We start from the raw sequence: 19352 nt of genomic DNA on the forward strand, positions 1-19352 counted from the left end.
CAGTCTCCCGATTTGCCTCAGGTGCGGCGGAACCTTCTTCTTGATCTATACCAAAGTCGCTTCCGGTATGTTTGGTTGCTTACCGGTAAGCAACCAAACATACCGGAGGCATACTTCTTGCTTTCTCATTGCTCTCGCCCAGGTGTTGTAAAGTCGACCCGGAGCGGTCTGATCGCGGGATCCTTGATATCTTTGGCAGCACTGAATGCGGGCCATGGAGCGTAAAGGGGGAGCACACCCCGCCATGAACACCATGGCGCACTTTGGTCTCAGCTGGCATCATTGCAACACGTGCCTCTGCGCCAGCAATTCCACCCGGTCTAACATTCGGCTGACCGTCCGCAAGCTAGGGGTGCGACCGGCAGCTGTCGCCCGCTGGACCGCGTCCGACGTCGCGTCGATGGCCACTCGCGGCAGGCCTCGTCTTTTCCCCTGCGCCTCGACAAACATCTGTAGCTGCGATCCTGTCAGATCCGGCAGATCGAGCACGATGCAGCGGCTGACCAGAGGCGCGGGTAACCCCCACCTGCTGTTGGCCGTCATCACCCAGTTCGCCCAGGACATGTCGACACGGATTTGATAGTAGGGACATTCCCAGGTTTCGGCTGTCATCCGCTCCAGAAGCGGTAGCACGGCATCGGTCAGAGTGTGACGGGATCCCTGAGTAGATTGGACATTCCCGGATTTCTCCACCTCGTCGATGATCACGATGGGTCCGGCATGCCGCTCGCGCAGGGCGGTCTGCATCAGCTTGCCGGGGGTCGCGCTGCCCCATCCGCGTTGCGCGCCGACCAGGGAGAAGGCCGCTGGCTCCCCCGTGGCATCGATGGACGTGGTGGGTACCTCAAGATGATGCGCGAGGCGGCGTGCCCAGAAGCTCTTGCCGATCCCGGGAGAGCCCACCAGCACAAGTGGATCGAAACGGAGGCCAGGCAGCCCTCTGCGTGCGGAAGCTCTCAGGCCATGCCAGACGACTTCCGTCGCCGGGGCCATCCATGGCATCTCTGCGTGAAGCGCTGCCGCGATTTCGTCCGCCTCGTGTTCGGTCACGATCCGGGCAACCGGCAGACCTCCACGCAACGGCGTCAGCAAGGCCGCGTCGCGCTCTGGCAGATGCTGGGTCCCGGTCGAGGCGTGCAGCCGCTCGAGATACCGCATCGCCCGCCGCCTGATCTTGGCCGTATCGGCGTCAGTGATCAGTTCATAAATGCTCTGTGCTTTCCCGTCGGCCATCCTGTGGGGTTCACGATGGTTCAGGTCGATGCGGATCTCACGCAGCTTCTGCGTGAGCCGTTCGGTCAGATCCGACAGGCGCTGAATTTTGTCGATGAACTTGATTTTGCTGAACGGGATCGTGGTTGTTACTCGGGTCATGTTGGAATCCTTTCAAGGCGCGGCGCGAAGGCCGCGGCGGCGCTCTCGGGCCAGTCAGGCCTGAAAGACGGGGGATGAAAGGTTCCGGAACCTTGGTGCCGCTCAGTGAAAGGAAATCGATCTACCTGTCAAATCGGTGCAAAAGAGGCCTTTGCAGGGGAAGTCTCTTACCCGCTGACACAAGGCTCAACAATCTGAAATTAATATATAAAATCTGATTCCTGTGGCATCATGGGCATCGTCTTGCGCAAGCTATTGCTTGCTTTTGCGCAGACATTGGCCCTCTTTGGCAGGATTTCAGGTGACGAATGGTGACCCCGGCAGGATTCGAACCTGCAACCTGCCCCTTAGGAGGGGGCTGCTCTATCCAGTTGAGCCACGAGGCCGCCACCCACCCCCTTATCCTCTCTGATTTGCTTTGTCATCAAACGACCGAGCAGCCTTGCACCTTTTGTGCAGGTGGGGCTTACTGATTTCAACAAGAATACAGGATGGCTTTTGTGACCGACCGCCCCCAGCGCCCCCTTACACTGCGTGACGTATCAGAAGCGTCGGGCGTTTCCGAAATGACCGTCAGCCGCGTGCTGCGCAATCGCGGCGACGTGTCGGATGCGACCCGCAAGAAAGTGCTCGAGGCGGCGGCGACGCTGGGCTACGTGCCCAACCAGATCGCGGGATCGCTGGCGTCGCAGCGGGTCAATCTGGTGGCGGTGATCATCCCCTCGCTGGGCAACATGGTGTTCCCCGAGGTGCTGACCGGCATCAACCAGATCCTCGATGAGACGCCCCTGCAGGCGGTTGTCGGCGTCACGGATTACCTGCCCGAAAAAGAGGAACGCGTGCTCTACGAGATGCTGTCGTGGCGTCCCTCCGGCGTGATCATCGCGGGGCTGGAACATACCGACGCCGCCCGCGCCATGCTGACCAATGCGGGCATTCCGGTGGTCGAGATCATGGACACCGACGGGCGCTGCGTGGATTCTATGGTGGGTATTTCGCACCGCCGTGCAGGGGCCGAAATGGCGCGTGCGATCCTGAAACAGGGCTATCAGCACATCGGGTTCATGGGCACCAAGATGCCTCTGGACCACCGCGCGCGCAAACGCTTCGAAGGCTTCACCGAACATCTGGCGAAGGCCGGCGTCGAGATCGAGGACCGCGAGTTCTATTCCGGCGGCTCGGCCCTGGCCAAAGGGCGCGAGATGACCAAGACGATGCTGGACCGCAGCCCTGATCTGGATTTCCTCTACTATTCCAACGACATGATCGGCGCAGGCGGGCTTCTCTACTTGCTGGATCAGGGCATCGACGTGCCCGGTCAGGTGGGTCTGGCGGGCTTCAACGGCGTCGAATTGCTGCAAGGCCTGCCTCGCCAACTGGCCACGATGGACGCCTGCCGTCTGGAGATCGGCCGCGCCGCCGCCGAGATCATCCGCGATCACGGGCAAGAGGGCGCATCGGTCGAGCCGCACAAGATCACGCTCACACCCAAGCTCAGCCTTGGCGATACGTTGCGCCGCCGTCGCGTGTGACGCGGCCCGTTCTGAACAACACCGCCGCGCGGCGGGTCTTTCTCGACCGCCACGCCCTGCACGAGACACCGCAGGGGCCAGCCCACGGCGACGCGCTGAAATCGCTGATCACCCGCCTGGGGTTCGTGCAACTCGACAGCATCAACACCGTCGCGCGCGCACACGATCTGATCCTGTTTTCCCGCCGCCCCCGCTACAGGCCGGGAGCGCTCGACCGGCTCTACATCCGCGACCGCGCCCTGTTCGAGCACTGGACCCATGACGCCGCCGTCATCCCGATGCAGTTCTACCCGCAATGGCACCTGCGCCGCACCCGCGACGCGGAGCGGCTGAAAAAAGCATGGAGCAAGGACCGCCGCGCAGGGTTCGAGGGCCAGTATCAATCAGTGCTGGACCACATCCGGAAGAACGGCCCATGCTCGTCCTCCGACGTGGGCACCGACGAGAAAAAGGGATCGGGCGGCTGGTGGGACTGGCATCCCTCGAAAACCGCGCTCGAATACCTCTGGCGGTCGGGCGCATTGGCCGTCACCGGGCGCAGCGGCTTTCAGAAACGCTATGACCTGACCGAACGGGTGATCGACGAGGCCCTTGCCGATCCTGCCCACGCACCCGACATCGAACAAACGATCGACTGGTGCTGCAATCAAGCGCTTGACCGCCTGGGATTTGCCTCCCACAGCGAGCTTGCCGCGTTCTGGGGCCACATCCGCCCCGCCGAGGCGCAGGCCTGGGTCAGACGCGCCCTCGCACAGGGCACCATCATCCCCGTCGACATCCAGAACGCCGATGGCAGCCTGCGCGGTGCCTACGTTCGCCCCGATCTGTCCGACGACCCGGCCATCAAAAGCCCGCCCAGCGCCCGCCTGCGCATCCTCAGCCCCTTCGATCCTGCCCTGCGCGACCGCAAACGGGCCGAGCAGCTGTTCGGCTTTCACTACCGCATCGAGGTTTTCGTGCCCGAAGCCAAACGCACCTATGGCTACTACGTCTTTCCAATCCTCCAAGGCGACCGGCTGGTCGGCCGGATCGACATGAAAGCCTTCCGCGGAGAAGACACGCTCAAGATCCGTGCGCTCTGGCCCGAACCCGGCACCCGCTGGGGCAAGGGCCGCAAAAAGGCGCTCGAAGCCGAACTCGCCCGCATCCTGCCGCTTGCCGGTGTCAGCCGGATCAACTTTGCCCCCGACTGGCTGCGCGACCCGGTATGATGCTTCATCTTGCTAAATAAACTCCGGGGGGCGGCCGCAGGTCGGGGGGCTGGCCCCCCTGCCCGATGTCAGCGATTGCACCCGCCCGAAGAAAAGGTAGTGTCCGGTCATGTCTAGCACTTATCCCACGATTCACACTGTCGGCCTTTCGGGCGTCCTGGTCACCTTTGCAGACGCCTTGGACGACACCGCCAACCGTGCAGCGCTGGCGTTCAGGGCCGCAGTCGACGCCGAAGGCTGGGACTGGGTCCACGAAAGCGCGACCTCGCTGATTTCCGCGTTTTTCCGCACCGATCTGGCCGAATACCCTGCCGACAGGATCACCGGGCAGTTGAACGATCTGCTGGCGACCCGCGACTGGTTTGCGGCACCGCTGCCCGAGGGGCGCAAGCTCTGGCACATTCCAGCGGTGTTCGGCGGTGATCTGGCCCCACAACTGGACGAGGCCGCCGAGGCCGCGGGCCTGTCGCCCCAGGATGCCATTGCCGAGTTGACCAGTACGCGCATGCGCGTCATCACCATCGGTTTTGCCCCCGGCCAGCCCTATCTGGGCACGCTGGGCGAACATTGGAACATCCCGCGTCTCGGTACGCTTAGCCCCAACATTCCGCGCGGCGCGCTTGTCGCCGCCGTGCGCCAGTTGTGTCTCTTTTCCAACAATACCCCCACCGGCTGGCGCCACGTCGGGCAGACCGCATTCCGCACCTTCCGGCCCACGTCCGACACGCCGTTCCCCCTGTCACCGGGAGACGAGCTGCTGTTTCACGCCACCACACCCGAGGATTACAAGACCATCGCCGCCAACAACAACGACGGCGCAGGCGGTGCCACATGGGAGGCGCTGTCATGACCAAGGCCGCGCTCAAGGTTCACCAGATCGGCCCCGCCGCCGCCTTTCAGGATCTGGGTCGTCCCGGCTATATCGCCTCGGGCCTGACCCGTGGCGGCGCGATCGACACGCTGGCCGTCCACGAGGGTGCGGCCCTGCTCAAGCAATCGCCCGACTGTGCGGTTTTGGAAATCGCAGGCGTCGGCGGCGTGTTCGAGGCGACCGCCCCCCTGCGCATCGCCCTGACTGGCGCTGATATGACCGCGAAAATTGACGACGCGCCCGCCGCGTGGAACGCCGCCCACCAGATGGAGGCCGGACAGCGGCTGACCATCGGTGCCGCGCGCTCGGGCAGTTACGCCTACCTGCACGTCGGCGGCGGATTTGACGCGCCGGTGCGCATGGGCGCGCGGGGCGGTCACATGTCCGCCGGTCTGGGCAAGCTGATCGCCAAGGGGGACACGCTGCCTCTGTTGCCCGACATAGGCACCCGCACCGGATATTTCCTGCCGCGCGATGCCCGCTTCGACGGCGGCACCGTGCGCATCGTGCCTTCTGTCCAGACCAACCGCTTCCCGCCAGAAGAGCGCGCCCGCTTCGAAGCCACAGCCTTCAAGCGCGACCCCCGCGCCAACCGCCAGGGCATCCGCATGGAGCATGAGGGCGAGGGCTTCGCCGCCGAAGGTATGCGCACCATCGTCTCCGAGGTCATCGTGCAGGGCGACATCCAAATTACCGGCGACGGAACGCCCTTTGTGCTGATGTGCGAAAGCCAGACCACCGGCGGCTATCCCCGGATCGGCACCGTCATCCCTGCCGACCTGCCCCGCATGGCGCAAACCCCTGCGGGCGGCAAGATCACGTTCCAGTTCATCACGCTGGACGAGGCGGTCGCAATTCAGCAAAAAGACGCCAAGACGCGCGCGGGCCTTGCCGCGCAAGCGCAACCGCTGGTGCGCGACATCCACGACATATCCGACCTGCTGTCCTATCAACTGGTCAGCGGTGCCATCTCGGCCCAGGCCGACCCGTTTGAATAAAGGAACATCGCCATGCAAGTGGATCTGAACGCCGATATGGGCGAAAGCTTTGGCCCTTGGAACATGGGCGACGACGCGAGCCTGCTGACCACCGTCACCTCTGCCAACATCGCTTGCGGGGCTCATGCGGGCGACCCCGACGTAATGGCCACGACTATGGGCATCGCGCTGCAAAACGGCGTCGGCATCGGATCGCACCCTGGTTTTCCCGACCTTCAGGGCTTTGGCCGCCGCCGCATCCACATGCCCACGGGATCGCTGCAAAACTCGATCCGCTGTCAGGTTGGCGCATCGCTGGGCATGGCCGCAGCCCTCGGGGCATCGGTGCGCCACGTCAAATTGCACGGTGCCTTGGGCAACATGACCTCGGAAGACGAGGACATGGCCCGCGCCTGCTACGAAGCGGCGTTGTCCGTCGATGAAAACCTTATCGTGATGGTGCTGGCCGCCACCGCACAGGAACGCGCCGCCCGCAGCCTGGGCTGCAAGTTCGCCTGCGAGATCTTCGCCGACCGCGCCTATAACGACGACGCGACGCTGGTCGACCGCTCGATGCCCGGTGCCGTGATCCACGACCCCAAGGTCGCAGGTCAGCGCATGGTCGACATGGTCAAGGCGCAGGCGATCATCACTGATTCAGGCAAGCATATCGAAACGCCCATCGACACGATCTGCTTGCACGGCGACACGCCCACAGCCGTACAGATCGCCGCCGAAGTGCGCGACGCTCTGGAAGCGGCGCAGATCACCGTAACCCAGTTTGCGGGCCGCACCGCCTAGCTTCACAAGACCGCTTGCAGGCCGCGACAGGCCGGTTAGGGTGCGGGCAATCCACTTGAAAAGGTTGCCCACATGCCCCTGACCCAGCCCACGTTCGCCCAGACCGACACCGCCACGCCGCTAACCATCGTCCCCGAGGATACTTGCGCCGACTGGCTGGCCTCGCTGGACGCGCCCGCGCAGAAATGGGCCGAGGCATCGGGTTTTGCAGGCAAGATCGGTCAGGCGCTTGTCGTTCCCGACATGGACGGCGGCGTGCAGATGGCCGCCGTCGGCTACGGCACCGAAGCCGACCGCAAGCGGGCTCGCTTTCACGTCGCGGCAGCGCTGCCCAGATTACCTGCAGGCATCTATGCGTTCCACAGCGACCTAGACGCCGAGACGCTGGAAACCGAAGCTTTGGGCTGGCTTCTGTCCTCCTACCGCTTCGACCGCTATGCCGAGCAGAGCCCATCACGTGTGCAACTGGTCGCGCCGGAAGGCATAGACGCCCCCCGCATCGAAATCATCGCAGCGGGCGAAGCCCTGACCCGCGATCTGATCAACACCCCCGCGTCCGACATGGGCCCGCCCGACCTGGAGGCTGCCGCGCGCGAACTCGCGGAAGAATTCAGCGCCAGCATCGACGTCACCACCGGCGACGATCTGCTGACCGTCAACTTTCCGATGATCCACGCGGTGGGCCGCGCCGCAGACCGCGCACCACGTCTGATCGACATGCGCTGGGGCGATGCGGGGCCAAAACTGACACTGGTCGGCAAGGGCGTGTGTTTCGACACCGGCGGGCTGAACCTCAAACCCGGCGCATCCATGGGCCTGATGAAGAAAGACATGGGCGGATCCGCCGCCGTTCTGGGTCTGGCCCGCATGATCATGGCGCTTGGCCTGCCGCTGCAGCTGCGCGTGCTGATCCCGGCGGTGGAAAACTCGGTCTCCTCCAACGCCTTCCGCCCGCAGGACATCCTGACCTCGCGCAAGGGTCTGACCGTCGAGATCAACAACACCGACGCCGAGGGGCGTCTGGTGCTGGCCGATGCGCTGGCACTCGCTGACGAGGACACGCCTGATCTGATCGTGTCGATGGCCACTCTCACCGGGGCTGCCCGCGTTGCCGTTGGCCCCGACCTTGCGCCTTATTACGTCGATGATCTGCAACTGGTCACGGCACTGGAGCAAGCTGCCGCATCTGTCGCCGACCCGGTCTGGCGGATGCCGTTCCACACACCTTACGAGCCGATGATCGAACCCGGCATCGCCGATCTGGACAACGCGCCCAAAGGCGGGTTCGCAGGGTCTATCACCGCCGCCCTGTTCCTGCGCCGCTTTGTCACCAAGACGCCACGCTACATGCATTTCGACATCTATGGCTGGCAACCCTCCGACGCCCCCGCCCGCCCCAAGGGCGGCGTGGGCCAAGGCACGCGCGCGCTGCTTGCGGCCCTGCCTACCGCGCTGAAACTATGACCGACCGGCGCACCACGCCCAACCCGGCCTGGGTGGACAGCTCTGCGCCCGCGCAGGTCGGCGTGACGCTGACCGATCTGCTGGACGCGCCGAACGGCACCCGCGACCGGCAACTGATCTACGGCGATCCGATCACGGTGCTGGGTGCGCGTGAGGGGCACAGCTATGTCCGCTCGGACAAGGATGGCTATATCGGTTTCGTTCCCACGTCAGCCCTGATCAACCCGACCCAGCCCACGCACCGCATTATCGCCCGCGCCAGTCACGCCTATGCGCAGGCCGACATGAAATCGCCCGACCGCCTCCCCCTCACCTTTGGCAGCCGTCTGACCGCCCTGTCGGAAACGCCCAGGTTCATCGAAACCGCAGCGGGCTTCGTCCCAAAGCAGCACATCGCCCCAGAAGATCAACACCATAATGACCCCGCCACCATCGCGGAAATCTTCCTCGGCACGCCCTACCTCTGGGGCGGCAATTCAGGCACCGGCATCGACTGCTCCGGCCTGATCCAGGCCGCCTGCCTTGCCTGCAACATCGCTTGCGATGGCGACAGCGACCAGCAGGCGCGCAACCTCGGCACCGCATTGCCCGACGACACGCCCCCCCGCCGCAACGATCTGTTGTTCTGGAAAGGCCATGTGGCGCTGGTCTACGACAGCGAAACGCTTATCCACGCCAACGCCCACCACATGGCGACCTCGTTCGAGCCCATAAGCAATGCCCTTAACAGAATAGCCCAATCAGATGGGTTGCTGACCGCCCACAGGCGTCTGTAACTTCATCTTGCCTGATAAACTCCGGGGGGCGGCCGCAGGCCGGGGGGCTGGCCCCCTTACCCGCTCACAATCTCAATCCACCGGGCGGATCAGCTTGCGCTCCAGCACCCGCAGCACAGCCTTCAGATCGCCGCCGCGCCGCAGGATCTGGCCATCCATCCCGATCACCGCATACATCCCCTGCTTGCCGCGCAGCTTGGGGCGCTTTTCGATCCGGTACATCGGATTTTCCGCCGTGCGTCGAAAGACCGAAAACACCGCCACCTCTCGCAGGCAGGATATGCCGTAATCGCGCCATTCGCCAGCGGCCACCATGCGGCCATAGAGCGACAGGATCAGTGCCAGTTCGGGACGTTGAAACGCCACTTGCGGGCTGGGCATTTCGCGCAGGTTGACGGGGGGTGGCGTGTGCAGTGTCATATGATGACAGTTGCGCCGAAACATGCGCAAATCAAGTCCCGTCGCGCAGCATCAGACTTGAAAGCGTTACAGTTTGCAGGCAACGTGCCCAAACTTGGAAACATGAGGTGATCCATGACCCCGCAAGATCGTGCCGAACACAGCGCCCGCGAGATGCTGCAGGGCGACACCGCCAGCCAGTCGCTGGGCATGACCATCACCCACATCGCACCGGGTCGCGCCACGCTGACCATGCCGGTTACCGACCTCATGCTGAACGGCCACGGCATCTGTCACGGCGGCTATATTTTCACTCTGGCCGACAGCGCCTTTGCCTTTGCGTGCAACACCTATAATCAGCGCACCGTGGCCCAGCAGAACCAGATCACGTATCTCGCCCCCGGACAGGCGGGCGACACGCTGAGCGCCACTGCGATCGAGGTTTCGCGCACGGGCCGGTCAGGCATCTACGACGTCAGCGTGACCGGCAGCGACGGCACGGAACTGGCGCTGTTTCGCGGCCTGTCGCGCACGATCAAAGGCCAGATTTTCCCTGAGGAGGAGGGCACCACATGAAAGACCTGACACCGGATCAAGCCAGCCTTGATCTGATCGAGATCGCCTCGCGCGATGAAATTTCGGCCTTGCAGGTGCAGCGGCTGAAATGGTCGCTGAACCACGCCTACAGCAACGTGCCGCACTACAAGCGCGCTTTCGATGCCGCGGGCGTGCATCCCGATGACCTGAAGTCCCTGTCAGACCTGTCAAAGTTTCCCTTCACCGTGAAGCAGGACCTGCGCGACAACTACCCCTTCGGCATGTTCGCCGTGCCGCGCGAACAGGTCTCGCGCATCCATGCCTCGTCGGGCACCACAGGCCAGCCCACCGTCGTCGGCTATACGCGCAACGATCTGGACGTCTGGGGCAGCGTCGTCGCCCGCAGCCTGCGCGCGTCCGGCCTGCGGCCCGGCGATCTGTTGCACAATGCCTATGGCTACGGGTTGTTCACCGGTGGCCTCGGCATCCACTTGGGTGCGGACAAGCTGGGCCTGTCCACCGTGCCGATTTCGGGCGGGATGACACCGCGCCAGGTGCGTCTGATCGAGGATTTCAAACCTGACGGCATCACCGTCACGCCCTCCTATGCCCTGTCGATCCTGGACGAATTCAACGCCCAGGGCCTGGATCCGCGCGACTGCTCGATGAAGGTCGGCATTTTCGGCGCCGAACCCTGGACCAATGCCATGCGCCGCGAGATCGAGGATGCGTTCGACATGCACGCTGTCGACATCTACGGGCTGTCCGAAATCATGGGCCCCGGCGTCGCCAACGAATGTGTCGAGACGAAAGACGGTCTGCACATCTGGGAGGATCACTTCTATCCCGAGGTCATCAACCCCGAGACGGGCGCGCTGGTGGCTGACGGCGAACAGGGCGAGCTGGTCTTTACCTCGCTGTCCAAAGAAGCATTCCCGATCATCCGTTACCGCACCCGCGACCTGACGCGGCTGCTGCCGGGCACAGCGCGCAGCATGCGGCGGATGGAAAAGATCACAGGGCGCTCCGACGACATGATCATCCTGCGCGGCGTCAACGTCTTTCCGACCCAGATCGAGGAATGTCTGATGGCCACCGACGGACTGGCCCCGCATTTCCAGATCGAACTGAGCAAGCCAGGCCGGATGGACCAGCTCTGCGTGCTTGCCGAAGCCGCGGACGCCTCCGTGCAAGGCGACACGCGCGATGCAGCGGCCAAGGCGCTGTCAGCCCGGATCAAGCAGGTCATCGGCATTTCGGTCAAGGTGCTGGTGTCCAACGTCGGCGGCGTCGCCCGGTCCGAGGGCAAGGCGGCGCGGATCATCGACAAACGCTGACCCTTGCGGTCGTCACTGCCGCGCCCCGGTCAATCGGGGCGTGGCGTTGCCACCCCATAGCGTGCCATGAACATCTCGACGGCGCCTTTCACGATCCGGTCGATCTCTGTCGGTGTCACCCGATCCATCACGCCAAAGATCAGTCGCGGCCACAGGTCCGCCTTGCACAGCTCCCCGAACTGGTCGGCGGCAAGCTGCATGTCGTCGATAATCAACTCGCCGCGCGCCTCCGCCCCTTCGAAATACTGGATCAACTCGGCCTTCATCACCATCGGACCCGAGGCATAGAACTGCCGCCCCAGATCGGGAAACCGCTCGCTTTCAGCCACGCAAATCCGGAACATCTGCAAGCCGAAGGTCGACGTCAGAAACCCCAGCAGATGCCGCGCCGCCTCTTCCAGCACCACGCGCGGGTGGCCGCAGCTGTTGATCATGTCCACCGCCGCATGCGACTGGCGGCGGCATTCACCGGCGGCAACTTCCATGAACAACAGCCGCTTGTCGGGGAAATAGCTGTAAAGCGTGGCCTTGGACACGCCCGCAACCTTGGCGATTTGATCAACGCTTGCCCCCTCGAATCCATCGACCAGAAACACTGATCGCGCGCCTTCAAGCACCTGATCGAATTTGCGGCCTTTGCGAATGGCAGGGCTTTGGTCGTTCATGCGAGTCTCCCGTTGGGGTAACGCAGATATAAACTGATTGGTTCAGTTCGCACAGTATATTCCCGCACCTTTGCGCTTGCGCTTGTGCATTCCCGGCAAGCACGTATATTAGAATCGTTCTAAACCATACGGCAGTGAGTCCCCCATGCGCTTCAACCTTGCCCGCAAACGGTTCCGCGACCTCGACGAACAGGAAATCCTGGCTCTGGCCATTTCGTCAGAGGAAGACGACGCGCAGATATATCGTGGCTATGCCGAAAGCCTGCGCGCCGATTTCCCAGCCAGCGCCGCCGTGTTCGACGGCATGGCCGCCGAGGAAGACACCCACCGCCAACGCCTGATCGACCTGCACCGCGCCCGCTTTGGTGCCGTCATCCCGCTGATCCGGCGCGAACATGTCTCGGGCTTCTATGCCCGGCGACCCGTCTGGCTGACGCGCAATCTGGGGCTCGACCCCATCCGCGCCGAAGCCGCCGCGATGGAGCGTGATGCCGAACGCTTCTACCTTGCCGCCGCCGCGCGAACGCAAGATGCCGACACGCGCAAACTGCTGGGCGATCTGGCTGCCGCCGAGGCGGGCCACCAGACCACTGCCGAAGACCTGCACGACCAGCACCTGACCGAAGGGGCTCGCAACACCGAAGAAGACGTCGAACGCCGCCAGTTCATCCTCACTTGGGTGCAGCCGGGTCTGGCCGGGCTGATGGACGGATCGGTCTCGACCCTCGCCCCGATCTTCGCCACCGCCTTTGCCACGCAGGACACTTGGACCACCTTTCTAGTCGGACTTGCCGCCTCGATCGGCGCAGGCATCTCCATGGGTTTCACCGAGGCCGCGTCCGATGACGGCGCGCTATCGGGGCGAGGCTCTCCCGTCAAACGTGGCGTGGCTTCGGGCGTCATGACAACGGTGGGCGGCTTGGGCCACGCGCTGCCCTATCTGATCACCGATTTCTGGACGGCAACCACCATCGCCATCATCGTTGTCTTCGTCGAACTTTGGGCGATTGCGTGGATTCAGAACAAATACATGGAAACACCCTTCTTTCGTGCTGCCCTTCAAGTGGTCTTCGGCGGCGCTCTGGTCCTCGCGGCAGGTGTTTTGATCGGCAGCGGATAGACAGGCCGCAAACCGCAGGCTATCCCTAAGGCCAATGTTGGCCATCTTCCTCAAGACGTTGCCGTTTTTCGCGCTGATCGGACTGGGATACTGGGCCGGGCGCGCGCGCTTTTTCACACAGGAAGCGACGGCCTACCTGACCAAATTCGTCTTCTACTTCGCCCTCTCGGCCATGCTCTTTCGCTTTTCCGCCAATCTTGGCCTCGCCGAAGTCTGGAACGGACGCCTGGTCGCCGCCTATCTCTGGGGCACATTGTTCGTCTACGGCATCGCCACCATTGTGGGCTATCTGCGCAGGCAAACCACCGAAGTCACCGCCATCGAGGCGCAATGCGCAGTGATCGGCAACACCGGCTTTCTGGGCGTGCCGATGCTGACCCTGCTGCTGGGCGAGGCCGCGATCGGGCCCGTGGTCTTGGCACTGGCGGTGGACCTTATCGTGTTTTCCTCGCTGATCGTGATCCTGATAACCGCCGCGCGCGAAGGCGAGATCAAGCTCGGCATCATCAAGGCAGTCGCCATCGGCCTGCTCAAGAACCCGATGATCGTGGCCATCACGCTGGGCTTCATCTGGTCCGCGCTGCGCATCCCGATCCCCGGCCCGTTCAATGAATTCCTGGGCATCCTGGGCGGCGCGGCTACCCCTTGCGCCCTCTTCGCCATCGGCGCGTCGCTGGCAAGCAAATCCGCTGAACGGCTGTCGGTCGCGGGATGGCTCAGCTTTTGCAAACTGGTGCTGCACCCGCTCTTCGTGGCCTTCGCCGCCCTGTTCCTGTTCTCGGTCGACACGTTCTCGGCCACCGTCATCATATCTGCCGCCGCCCTTCCCGTCGCGGGCAACATCTTCATGCTGGCCCAACACTACGGCGTCGCCCCCCAGCGTGTTTCGGCGGCGATCCTGGTCTCGACCGCCATCAGCATCGTCACCGTATCGTTAGTCATCGGCTGGCTGACCGCGGCTTAGGCTTCTTTTGGCCTTTAAATATCCCCGCCGGAGGCTCCCGTCCTTGCCGGGCGCGCCGTCACCCGATAGCCATGCGGCAACCGATGAAGGAGCACACTCATGCAAACCATTTCCGAAAATGCCTGCTTTGGCGGCACCCAAGGCGTCTATACCCACGCCTCCGACGCTTGCGCCTGCGACATGACCTTTGGCCTGTTCCTCCCGCTCGAGGCGCGCGACGGCCCGGTTCCGGTGCTGTGGTATCTGTCCGGCCTGACCTGCACCCACGAGAACGCGATGACCAAGGCGGGTGCCCAGACCTGGGCCGCCGAACATGGCATCGCGCTGGTCTTTCCCGACACCTCGCCGCGCGGCGACGATGTGGCCGACGACGATGCCTATGATCTGGGCAAGGGTGCAGGGTTCTACGTCGATGCGACCCAAGCGCCGTGGAAACCCCATTTCAACATGTGGTCCTATATCTCGGAAGAACTACCCGACCTGATACAGGAGCATTTTGCGGTGGACATGGACCGACAGGCGATCACCGGCCATTCGATGGGCGGTCACGGTGCGTTGACGCTGGCGATGAACCTGCCGGGGCGTTTCCGCTCGGTCTCGGCCTTCGCGCCGATCTGCAATCCGGCGGGCAGCGATTGGGGCCGCAAGCAACTTCAGGCCTATCTTGGCGACGATGAAACCACGTGGACCCGTCATGACGCCAGCCTGATGATGTCCCGACAGGGCTTCGACGGCCCGATGCTGATCGACACCGGCACCGACGACCAGTTCATCGACCTCCTGAAACCCGAAGCCTTGGCGGAAGCGGTTGCCAAACGTCGCCAGCAGGCCACCCTTCGCCTGCAACCGGGCTATGATCACAGCTACTTCTTCGTCTCGACCTTCATGGAGGATCACGTGGCCTTCCACGCCGACGCGCTTTACGCCGATTAAGGACACCCATGTCGCATTACGATCTTGTCATCATCGGGTCCGGCCCTGCGGGCCGGTCCGCCGCCATTCAGGCGGGCAAGCTGAAACGACGCGTGCTGGTCATCGACCGGGGCGACCGGCTGGGCGGGGTGTCGGTGCACACCGGCACAATCCCGTCCAAGACCCTGCGCGAAACCGTACTGAACCTCAGCGGCTGGCGCGAACGCAGCTTTTACGGGCGCTCGTACCGCGCCCGCCCGGACATCGGGGCCGAAGACCTGCGTGCACGGCTGCACATGACCCTCGATTACGAGGTGGACGTGCTGGAACACCAGTTCGCCCGCAACCACGTCGATACTCTGCACGGCGCGGCGCGGTTCGTCGATCCGCACACCGTCGAGGTCGACACCGAGGCGGGCAAGAAGACGAAGATCACCGCCGACAAGTTCCTGATCGCCACCGGCACGCGCACCTACCGGCCCGACAACGTGCCGTTCAACGGGCGCACCGTGGTGGACAGCGACAACTTTCTCGAGATGAAAGAGATCCCGCGCAGTCTGGTCGTGATTGGCGCGGGCGTGATCGGCGTGGAATATGCCACGATGTTCTCGGCCCTCGACGTGCGGGTGACGCTGATCGAGCCGCGCGAGACATTTCTCGATTTCATCGACACCGCGACAATTCAGGAATTCACCCATGAAATCCGCGAAAACGGCGTCGATCTGCGGCTGGGGTCCGCCGTGGACAAGATCGAAGATGCGGGCGCCCACATCGAAGTGAGCCTCGCCAACGGTCGGCACGTGCGCGGCGAGATGCTGCTCTTTGCCGCCGGTCGCATGGGTGCGACCGACCAGTTGAACACCAAGGCGGCAGGGCTCGAGACCGACCACCGCGGGCGCTTGTCGGTTCAGCGCAAGACCTATCAGACCAATGTGCCACATATTTACGCAGCCGGCGACGTGATCGGGCATCCTTCGCTCGCCTCTACCTCGCTGCAACAGGGGCGCGTTGCGGCCTGTCATGCGCTTGATACGCCGACGCTTGAGGAAAGCCCTTGGTTTCCCTATGGGATCTATTCGGTTCCTGAAATCAGTACCTGCGGCATGTCCGAGGAGGAGATGCAGGAGCGCGGCATCGCCTATGAGGTCGGGATTGCGCGCATGCGCGAGACATCGCGCGGGCACATCATGGGGCTGGAACACGGAATGCTGAAAATGCTGGTCAGCCTGAAAACCCGCCGGGTGCTGGGCGTCCAGATCGTGGGCGAAGGCGCGACCGAGCTGATCCACATTGCCCAGGCGGTGCTGAACCTGAAGGGCACGGTGGATTACTTCGTGCAGAACACCTTCAATTATCCAACTCTTGCAGAGGCTTACAAGATCGCGGGTCTTGACGCCTTCAACCGCATGCCGATCCCCGAACAATACAAGACCCCGCGCAAGGGCACCGAATGAGCCTCTATATTGACGCCGATGCCTGCCCGGTAAAAGCCGAGGCTGAACGGGTTGCCACGCGACACCGCCTGAAGATGTACGTGGTCTCGAACGGCGGCCTGCGCCCTTCGCAAAATCCGCTGGTCGAAACCGTCATCGTGCCCGAGGGACCGGACGTCGCCGACATGTGGATCGCCGATCGTGCAGGCCCCGGTGACGTGGTGGTGACAGGCGACATTCCCCTGGCTGCGAAATGCGTCGAAGCGGGCGCGCAAGTGCTGAAACATGACGGCGAACCGCTGACGCGGGCCAATATCGGCAACGTGCTGGCCACCCGCGACCTGATGACCGATCTGCGCAGCGCCGATCCCTTTCGTCAGGGTGGCGGCAAAGGCTTTACAAAGGCCGACCGCTCACGTTTTCTGGACGCATTGGAGCGGGCGATACGCGCCGCCGCAAAGACTTAAGGCGCCCCTGTCCCGCAACGGATACCGGCGCGGGAAAGGCGATAAATATGACCATCAAGGCCGTCGTGTTCGACATCGGCAACGTGTTGATCGAGTGGCAACCCGAACGTTTCTTCGACCGTGAAGTCGGCGGCCAGCGCCGTCACGAGATGTTCGCCAACGTGGACCTGCACGGCATGAACGACCGCGTCGACATGGGCGAGAATTTCACCGACGTCGTCATGGCCACCGCCGACGCCAACCCCGACTGGGCAATGGAAATCCGCATGTGGCACGACCGCTGGATCGACCTGGCGTCGCCCGCCATAGACCGCTCCGTGCGGCTGATGGCGGCGCTTCAGGCCAAGGGCGTTCCGGTGTTCTCGCTGACAAACTTCGGCATCCAGACCTACGACATAGCTGCCGAAAGATACCCGTTCCTGCGCGCGTTCGACCGCGATTTCATTTCCGGGCACATGGGCGTGATCAAGCCCGACGCGCAGATCTTCGAGATGCTGGAAGCGGCCACCGGCCTTGCGGGCGAAGAGCTGATCTTTACAGACGACCGCGCCGACAATATCGCCGCCGCTGCGGTGCGTGGCTGGCGCACGCACCAGTTCACAAACCCCGAAGGTTGGGCCGACCGGCTGGTTGCCGAGGGGTTGCTGACCGAGGAGGAATCGCAATGAGCCATATCCCCATCATCCCCTTCGCCGAAGGTGACGCGCTGCTCGACTGGATCGGCCTGACCGACGCATTGGCGGCGGGTCACGCCCTGCCCCGCGCCGAGATTGGCGATACCTTCCTCTACCGGAACCCCGACACGCTGCTGAACCGGTCTGCCTGGATCGACGGGCTGGGCATCGCGGTGAAATCGGCGACGATCTTCCCCGGAAATCCGGCCAAGAACCAGCCGATGGTGAACGGCGGCGTCACGCTCTATTCCGACACCGATGGCACGCTGGAGGCGATTGTCGATTTCCATCTGGTGACCAAGTGGAAGACCGCAGGCGACAGCCTGACCGCCGCGCGCAGACTGGCACGCCCCGACAGCAAGAACATCCTGATCGTCGGCGCAGGCACTGTGGGCCGCAACCTGCATGCCGCCTATTCTGCGGCGTTCCCCGACGCCCGCTTTACCGTCTGGAACCGCACGCGCGCCAATGCCGAAACGATGGCGCAGGAGATCGACGGACTGCAGGTCGCGGACGATCTGGAGGCTGCCGTGCGTGCCGCCGACATCGTCACCAGCGCCACCATGTCCACCGAACCGCTGATCCGCGGCGCTTGGCTGCAACCCGGCCAGCACATCGACCTGATCGGCGCGTACCGCCCCGACATGCGCGAAGTCGACGACGCGGCCTTGCAAAAATCGCGGATTTTCGTGGACAGTTTCGACACCACGGTCGGGCACATCGGCGAGATCAACATCCCGCTGGAAAGCGGCGCGATCACCCGTGACGATCTGCTGGCGGATTATTACGGAATGGACGCGCTGACCCGCACATCCGCCGACGAGATCACCCTGTTCAAGAACGGCGGCGGGGCGCATCTGGACCTGATGACCAGCCGCTATATCCTGGACCGCTGGACCGCCGCCAAATGACCTATGTGCTGCTGATCCTTCTGGCCGCGCTGATCGCCGCACCTGTGCTGGCCGAGCGTTTTCGCCCCCGGATGGGACCAAAGGCGCGGCAGAAAGCACCCGGCAATTTCGCCACATTGTCACGCGGCGTGGTGCATTACGACTGGCTGGGCCCGGTGCGCGGGCCAGTCTGCGTCTGTATCCACGGGCTGACCACGTCCTCCTATGTCTGGGGTGGGTTGGCGCGCGGGCTGGCAGCGATGGGCTTTCGCGTGCTGATCTTTGACCACTACGGGCGAGGCTATTCCGACCGGCCGAAGGGCGCCCATGACAATGCGTTTTACCTCAGCGAGGTCGAGGAACTGCTGGCCCACGAAGGTGTGGATCAGGACATCACCCTGATCGGCTATTCAATGGGCGGCGCGATTGCCACGCTCTATGCGGCGGCGCATCCCGACCAGATCCGCCAGCTGATCCTGCTGGCGCCTGCGGGGATGACGCAAGTGCGCACCCAGCTGGGCCAGTTCGTCAGGAAAACCCCGATATTGGGCGACTGGATGATGCTGGCCTTCTTTCCCTATCAGTTGCGCAAGGGGCTCAAGGCCGAAGAGGCGCTGCCAACCCAAGTCGAGAACATCGGCGACAAACAGCGGGCCGAACTGAAATGGCGCGGTTTTGTGCCTGCCGTCCTTGCCAGCCTGCGCGGCGTGCTCAGCCGCACACAAAAGACCGAGCACCAGATCATCCACCGCGAGGGCATCCCGGTCCTGGCGATCTGGGGGCGCGAGGACACGGTGATTTCGCTGTCCTCCGTCGGTGTGCTGGCCGAGTGGAGCCGCCACGCCCATCAAGAGGTGATCGACGGTGCGACCCACGCGCTGACCTATACACATGCCGATCAGGTGATAGAGATCATACGGGATAACCCGCCAAAGATTTAGGCCGCCA

20 protein-coding genes and 1 tRNA gene are annotated in these 19352 nt (G+C 63.5%); 17 read left to right on the forward strand and 4 right to left on the reverse strand.

The window, feature by feature from the left end; genetic code table 11:
- Positions 1-279 precede the first annotated feature (279 nt).
- Together NTA49_RS01925 and NTA49_RS01930 are read right to left on the reverse strand one after the other, a co-directional pair.
- On the reverse strand, positions 280-1374 hold the full coding sequence (locus NTA49_RS01925; RefSeq protein WP_258292958.1) for an ATP-binding protein: 1095 nt from the start codon (positions 1372-1374) through the stop codon (positions 280-282).
- 309 nt (positions 1375-1683) lie between these two features.
- Positions 1684-1760 (reverse strand) — tRNA-Arg (locus NTA49_RS01930).
- Between the two features lie 114 nt (positions 1761-1874).
- Between NTA49_RS01930 and NTA49_RS01935 the strand changes: the two genes are divergently transcribed.
- From NTA49_RS01935 to NTA49_RS01965, 7 genes are all read left to right on the forward strand, one after another.
- A complete protein-coding gene (locus NTA49_RS01935; RefSeq protein WP_258292959.1) occupies positions 1875-2906 on the forward strand; it encodes a LacI family DNA-binding transcriptional regulator in 1032 nt (343 codons plus the stop codon).
- A complete protein-coding gene (locus NTA49_RS01940) occupies positions 2903-4117 on the forward strand; it encodes a winged helix-turn-helix domain-containing protein (RefSeq protein ID WP_258292960.1) in 1215 nt (404 codons plus the stop codon). The genes NTA49_RS01935 and NTA49_RS01940 overlap by 4 nt, the downstream gene beginning before the upstream one ends.
- A gap of 109 nt (positions 4118-4226) precedes the next feature.
- Positions 4227-4967: a 5-oxoprolinase subunit B family protein gene (locus NTA49_RS01945; protein WP_258292961.1), complete on the forward strand. Its 741-nt coding sequence runs from the start codon at positions 4227-4229 to the stop codon at positions 4965-4967.
- Positions 4964-5986 carry a 5-oxoprolinase subunit C family protein gene (locus NTA49_RS01950; RefSeq protein ID WP_258292962.1) on the forward strand — a complete coding sequence of 341 codons (1023 nt, stop codon included), beginning with the start codon at positions 4964-4966 and terminating at the stop codon, positions 5984-5986. The genes NTA49_RS01945 and NTA49_RS01950 overlap by 4 nt, the downstream gene beginning before the upstream one ends.
- 12 nt (positions 5987-5998) lie before the next feature.
- A complete protein-coding gene (locus tag NTA49_RS01955) occupies positions 5999-6766 on the forward strand; it encodes a LamB/YcsF family protein (protein ID WP_258292963.1) in 768 nt (255 codons plus the stop codon).
- A gap of 72 nt (positions 6767-6838) precedes the next feature.
- The gene (locus NTA49_RS01960; protein WP_258292964.1) at positions 6839-8230 is read left to right on the forward strand and encodes a leucyl aminopeptidase family protein; all 1392 of its coding nucleotides are present in this window, start codon (positions 6839-6841) and stop codon (positions 8228-8230) included.
- Positions 8227-9006 carry a C40 family peptidase gene (locus NTA49_RS01965; RefSeq protein ID WP_258292965.1) on the forward strand — a complete coding sequence of 260 codons (780 nt, stop codon included), beginning with the start codon at positions 8227-8229 and terminating at the stop codon, positions 9004-9006. The genes NTA49_RS01960 and NTA49_RS01965 overlap by 4 nt, the downstream gene beginning before the upstream one ends.
- A 72-nt stretch (positions 9007-9078) precedes the next feature.
- Here the strand turns inward: NTA49_RS01965 and NTA49_RS01970 are convergent, their stop codons facing one another.
- A complete protein-coding gene (locus tag NTA49_RS01970) occupies positions 9079-9426 on the reverse strand; it encodes a DUF2794 domain-containing protein (protein WP_258292966.1) in 348 nt (115 codons plus the stop codon).
- Between the two features lie 114 nt (positions 9427-9540).
- Here NTA49_RS01970 and paaI point away from each other — a divergent pair, with 114 nt between their 5' ends.
- On the forward strand, positions 9541-9981 hold the full coding sequence (gene paaI / locus NTA49_RS01975) for a hydroxyphenylacetyl-CoA thioesterase PaaI (protein WP_258292967.1): 441 nt from the start codon (positions 9541-9543) through the stop codon (positions 9979-9981).
- Complete coding sequence (paaK, locus tag NTA49_RS01980; RefSeq protein WP_258292968.1) at positions 9978-11279, forward strand: phenylacetate--CoA ligase PaaK; 1302 nt, start codon at positions 9978-9980, stop codon at positions 11277-11279. Before paaI ends, paaK begins: the two co-directional genes overlap by 4 nt.
- Positions 11280-11308: 29 nt before the next feature.
- On the opposite strand, the gene NTA49_RS01985 is transcribed toward paaK, so the two are convergent.
- Complete coding sequence (locus tag NTA49_RS01985; RefSeq protein ID WP_258292969.1) at positions 11309-11944, reverse strand: TetR/AcrR family transcriptional regulator; 636 nt, start codon at positions 11942-11944, stop codon at positions 11309-11311.
- 145 nt (positions 11945-12089) lie between these two features.
- Between NTA49_RS01985 and mbfA the strand changes: the two genes are divergently transcribed.
- From mbfA to NTA49_RS02025, 8 genes are all read left to right on the forward strand, one after another.
- The gene (gene mbfA, locus NTA49_RS01990; protein ID WP_258292970.1) at positions 12090-13064 is read left to right on the forward strand and encodes an iron exporter MbfA; all 975 of its coding nucleotides are present in this window, start codon (positions 12090-12092) and stop codon (positions 13062-13064) included.
- Positions 13065-13098: 34 nt separating this feature from the next.
- On the forward strand, positions 13099-14028 hold the full coding sequence (locus NTA49_RS01995; RefSeq protein WP_258292971.1) for an AEC family transporter: 930 nt from the start codon (positions 13099-13101) through the stop codon (positions 14026-14028).
- Positions 14029-14127: 99 nt separating this feature from the next.
- A complete protein-coding gene (gene fghA, locus NTA49_RS02000) occupies positions 14128-14961 on the forward strand; it encodes an S-formylglutathione hydrolase (RefSeq protein WP_258292972.1) in 834 nt (277 codons plus the stop codon).
- An 8-nt stretch (positions 14962-14969) separates the two neighbouring features.
- On the forward strand, positions 14970-16394 hold the full coding sequence (gene sthA, locus NTA49_RS02005; RefSeq protein ID WP_258292973.1) for a Si-specific NAD(P)(+) transhydrogenase: 1425 nt from the start codon (positions 14970-14972) through the stop codon (positions 16392-16394).
- Positions 16391-16840 carry a YaiI/YqxD family protein gene (locus NTA49_RS02010; RefSeq protein WP_258292974.1) on the forward strand — a complete coding sequence of 150 codons (450 nt, stop codon included), beginning with the start codon at positions 16391-16393 and terminating at the stop codon, positions 16838-16840. Before sthA ends, NTA49_RS02010 begins: the two co-directional genes overlap by 4 nt.
- 47 nt (positions 16841-16887) lie before the next feature.
- Positions 16888-17508, forward strand: coding sequence for an HAD family hydrolase (locus NTA49_RS02015; RefSeq protein ID WP_258292975.1), 621 nt, complete (start codon positions 16888-16890; stop codon positions 17506-17508).
- A complete protein-coding gene (locus NTA49_RS02020; protein ID WP_258292976.1) occupies positions 17505-18425 on the forward strand; it encodes an ornithine cyclodeaminase family protein in 921 nt (306 codons plus the stop codon). Before NTA49_RS02015 ends, NTA49_RS02020 begins: the two co-directional genes overlap by 4 nt.
- Positions 18422-19345: an alpha/beta fold hydrolase gene (locus NTA49_RS02025; protein WP_258292977.1), complete on the forward strand. Its 924-nt coding sequence runs from the start codon at positions 18422-18424 to the stop codon at positions 19343-19345. Before NTA49_RS02020 ends, NTA49_RS02025 begins: the two co-directional genes overlap by 4 nt.
- Positions 19346-19352: the final 7 nt, after the last annotated feature.

Origin of the sequence: Pseudosulfitobacter koreensis (genome assembly GCF_024733015.1) — a bacterium.
Lineage (GTDB): Bacteria > Pseudomonadota > Alphaproteobacteria > Rhodobacterales > Rhodobacteraceae > Pseudosulfitobacter > Pseudosulfitobacter koreensis.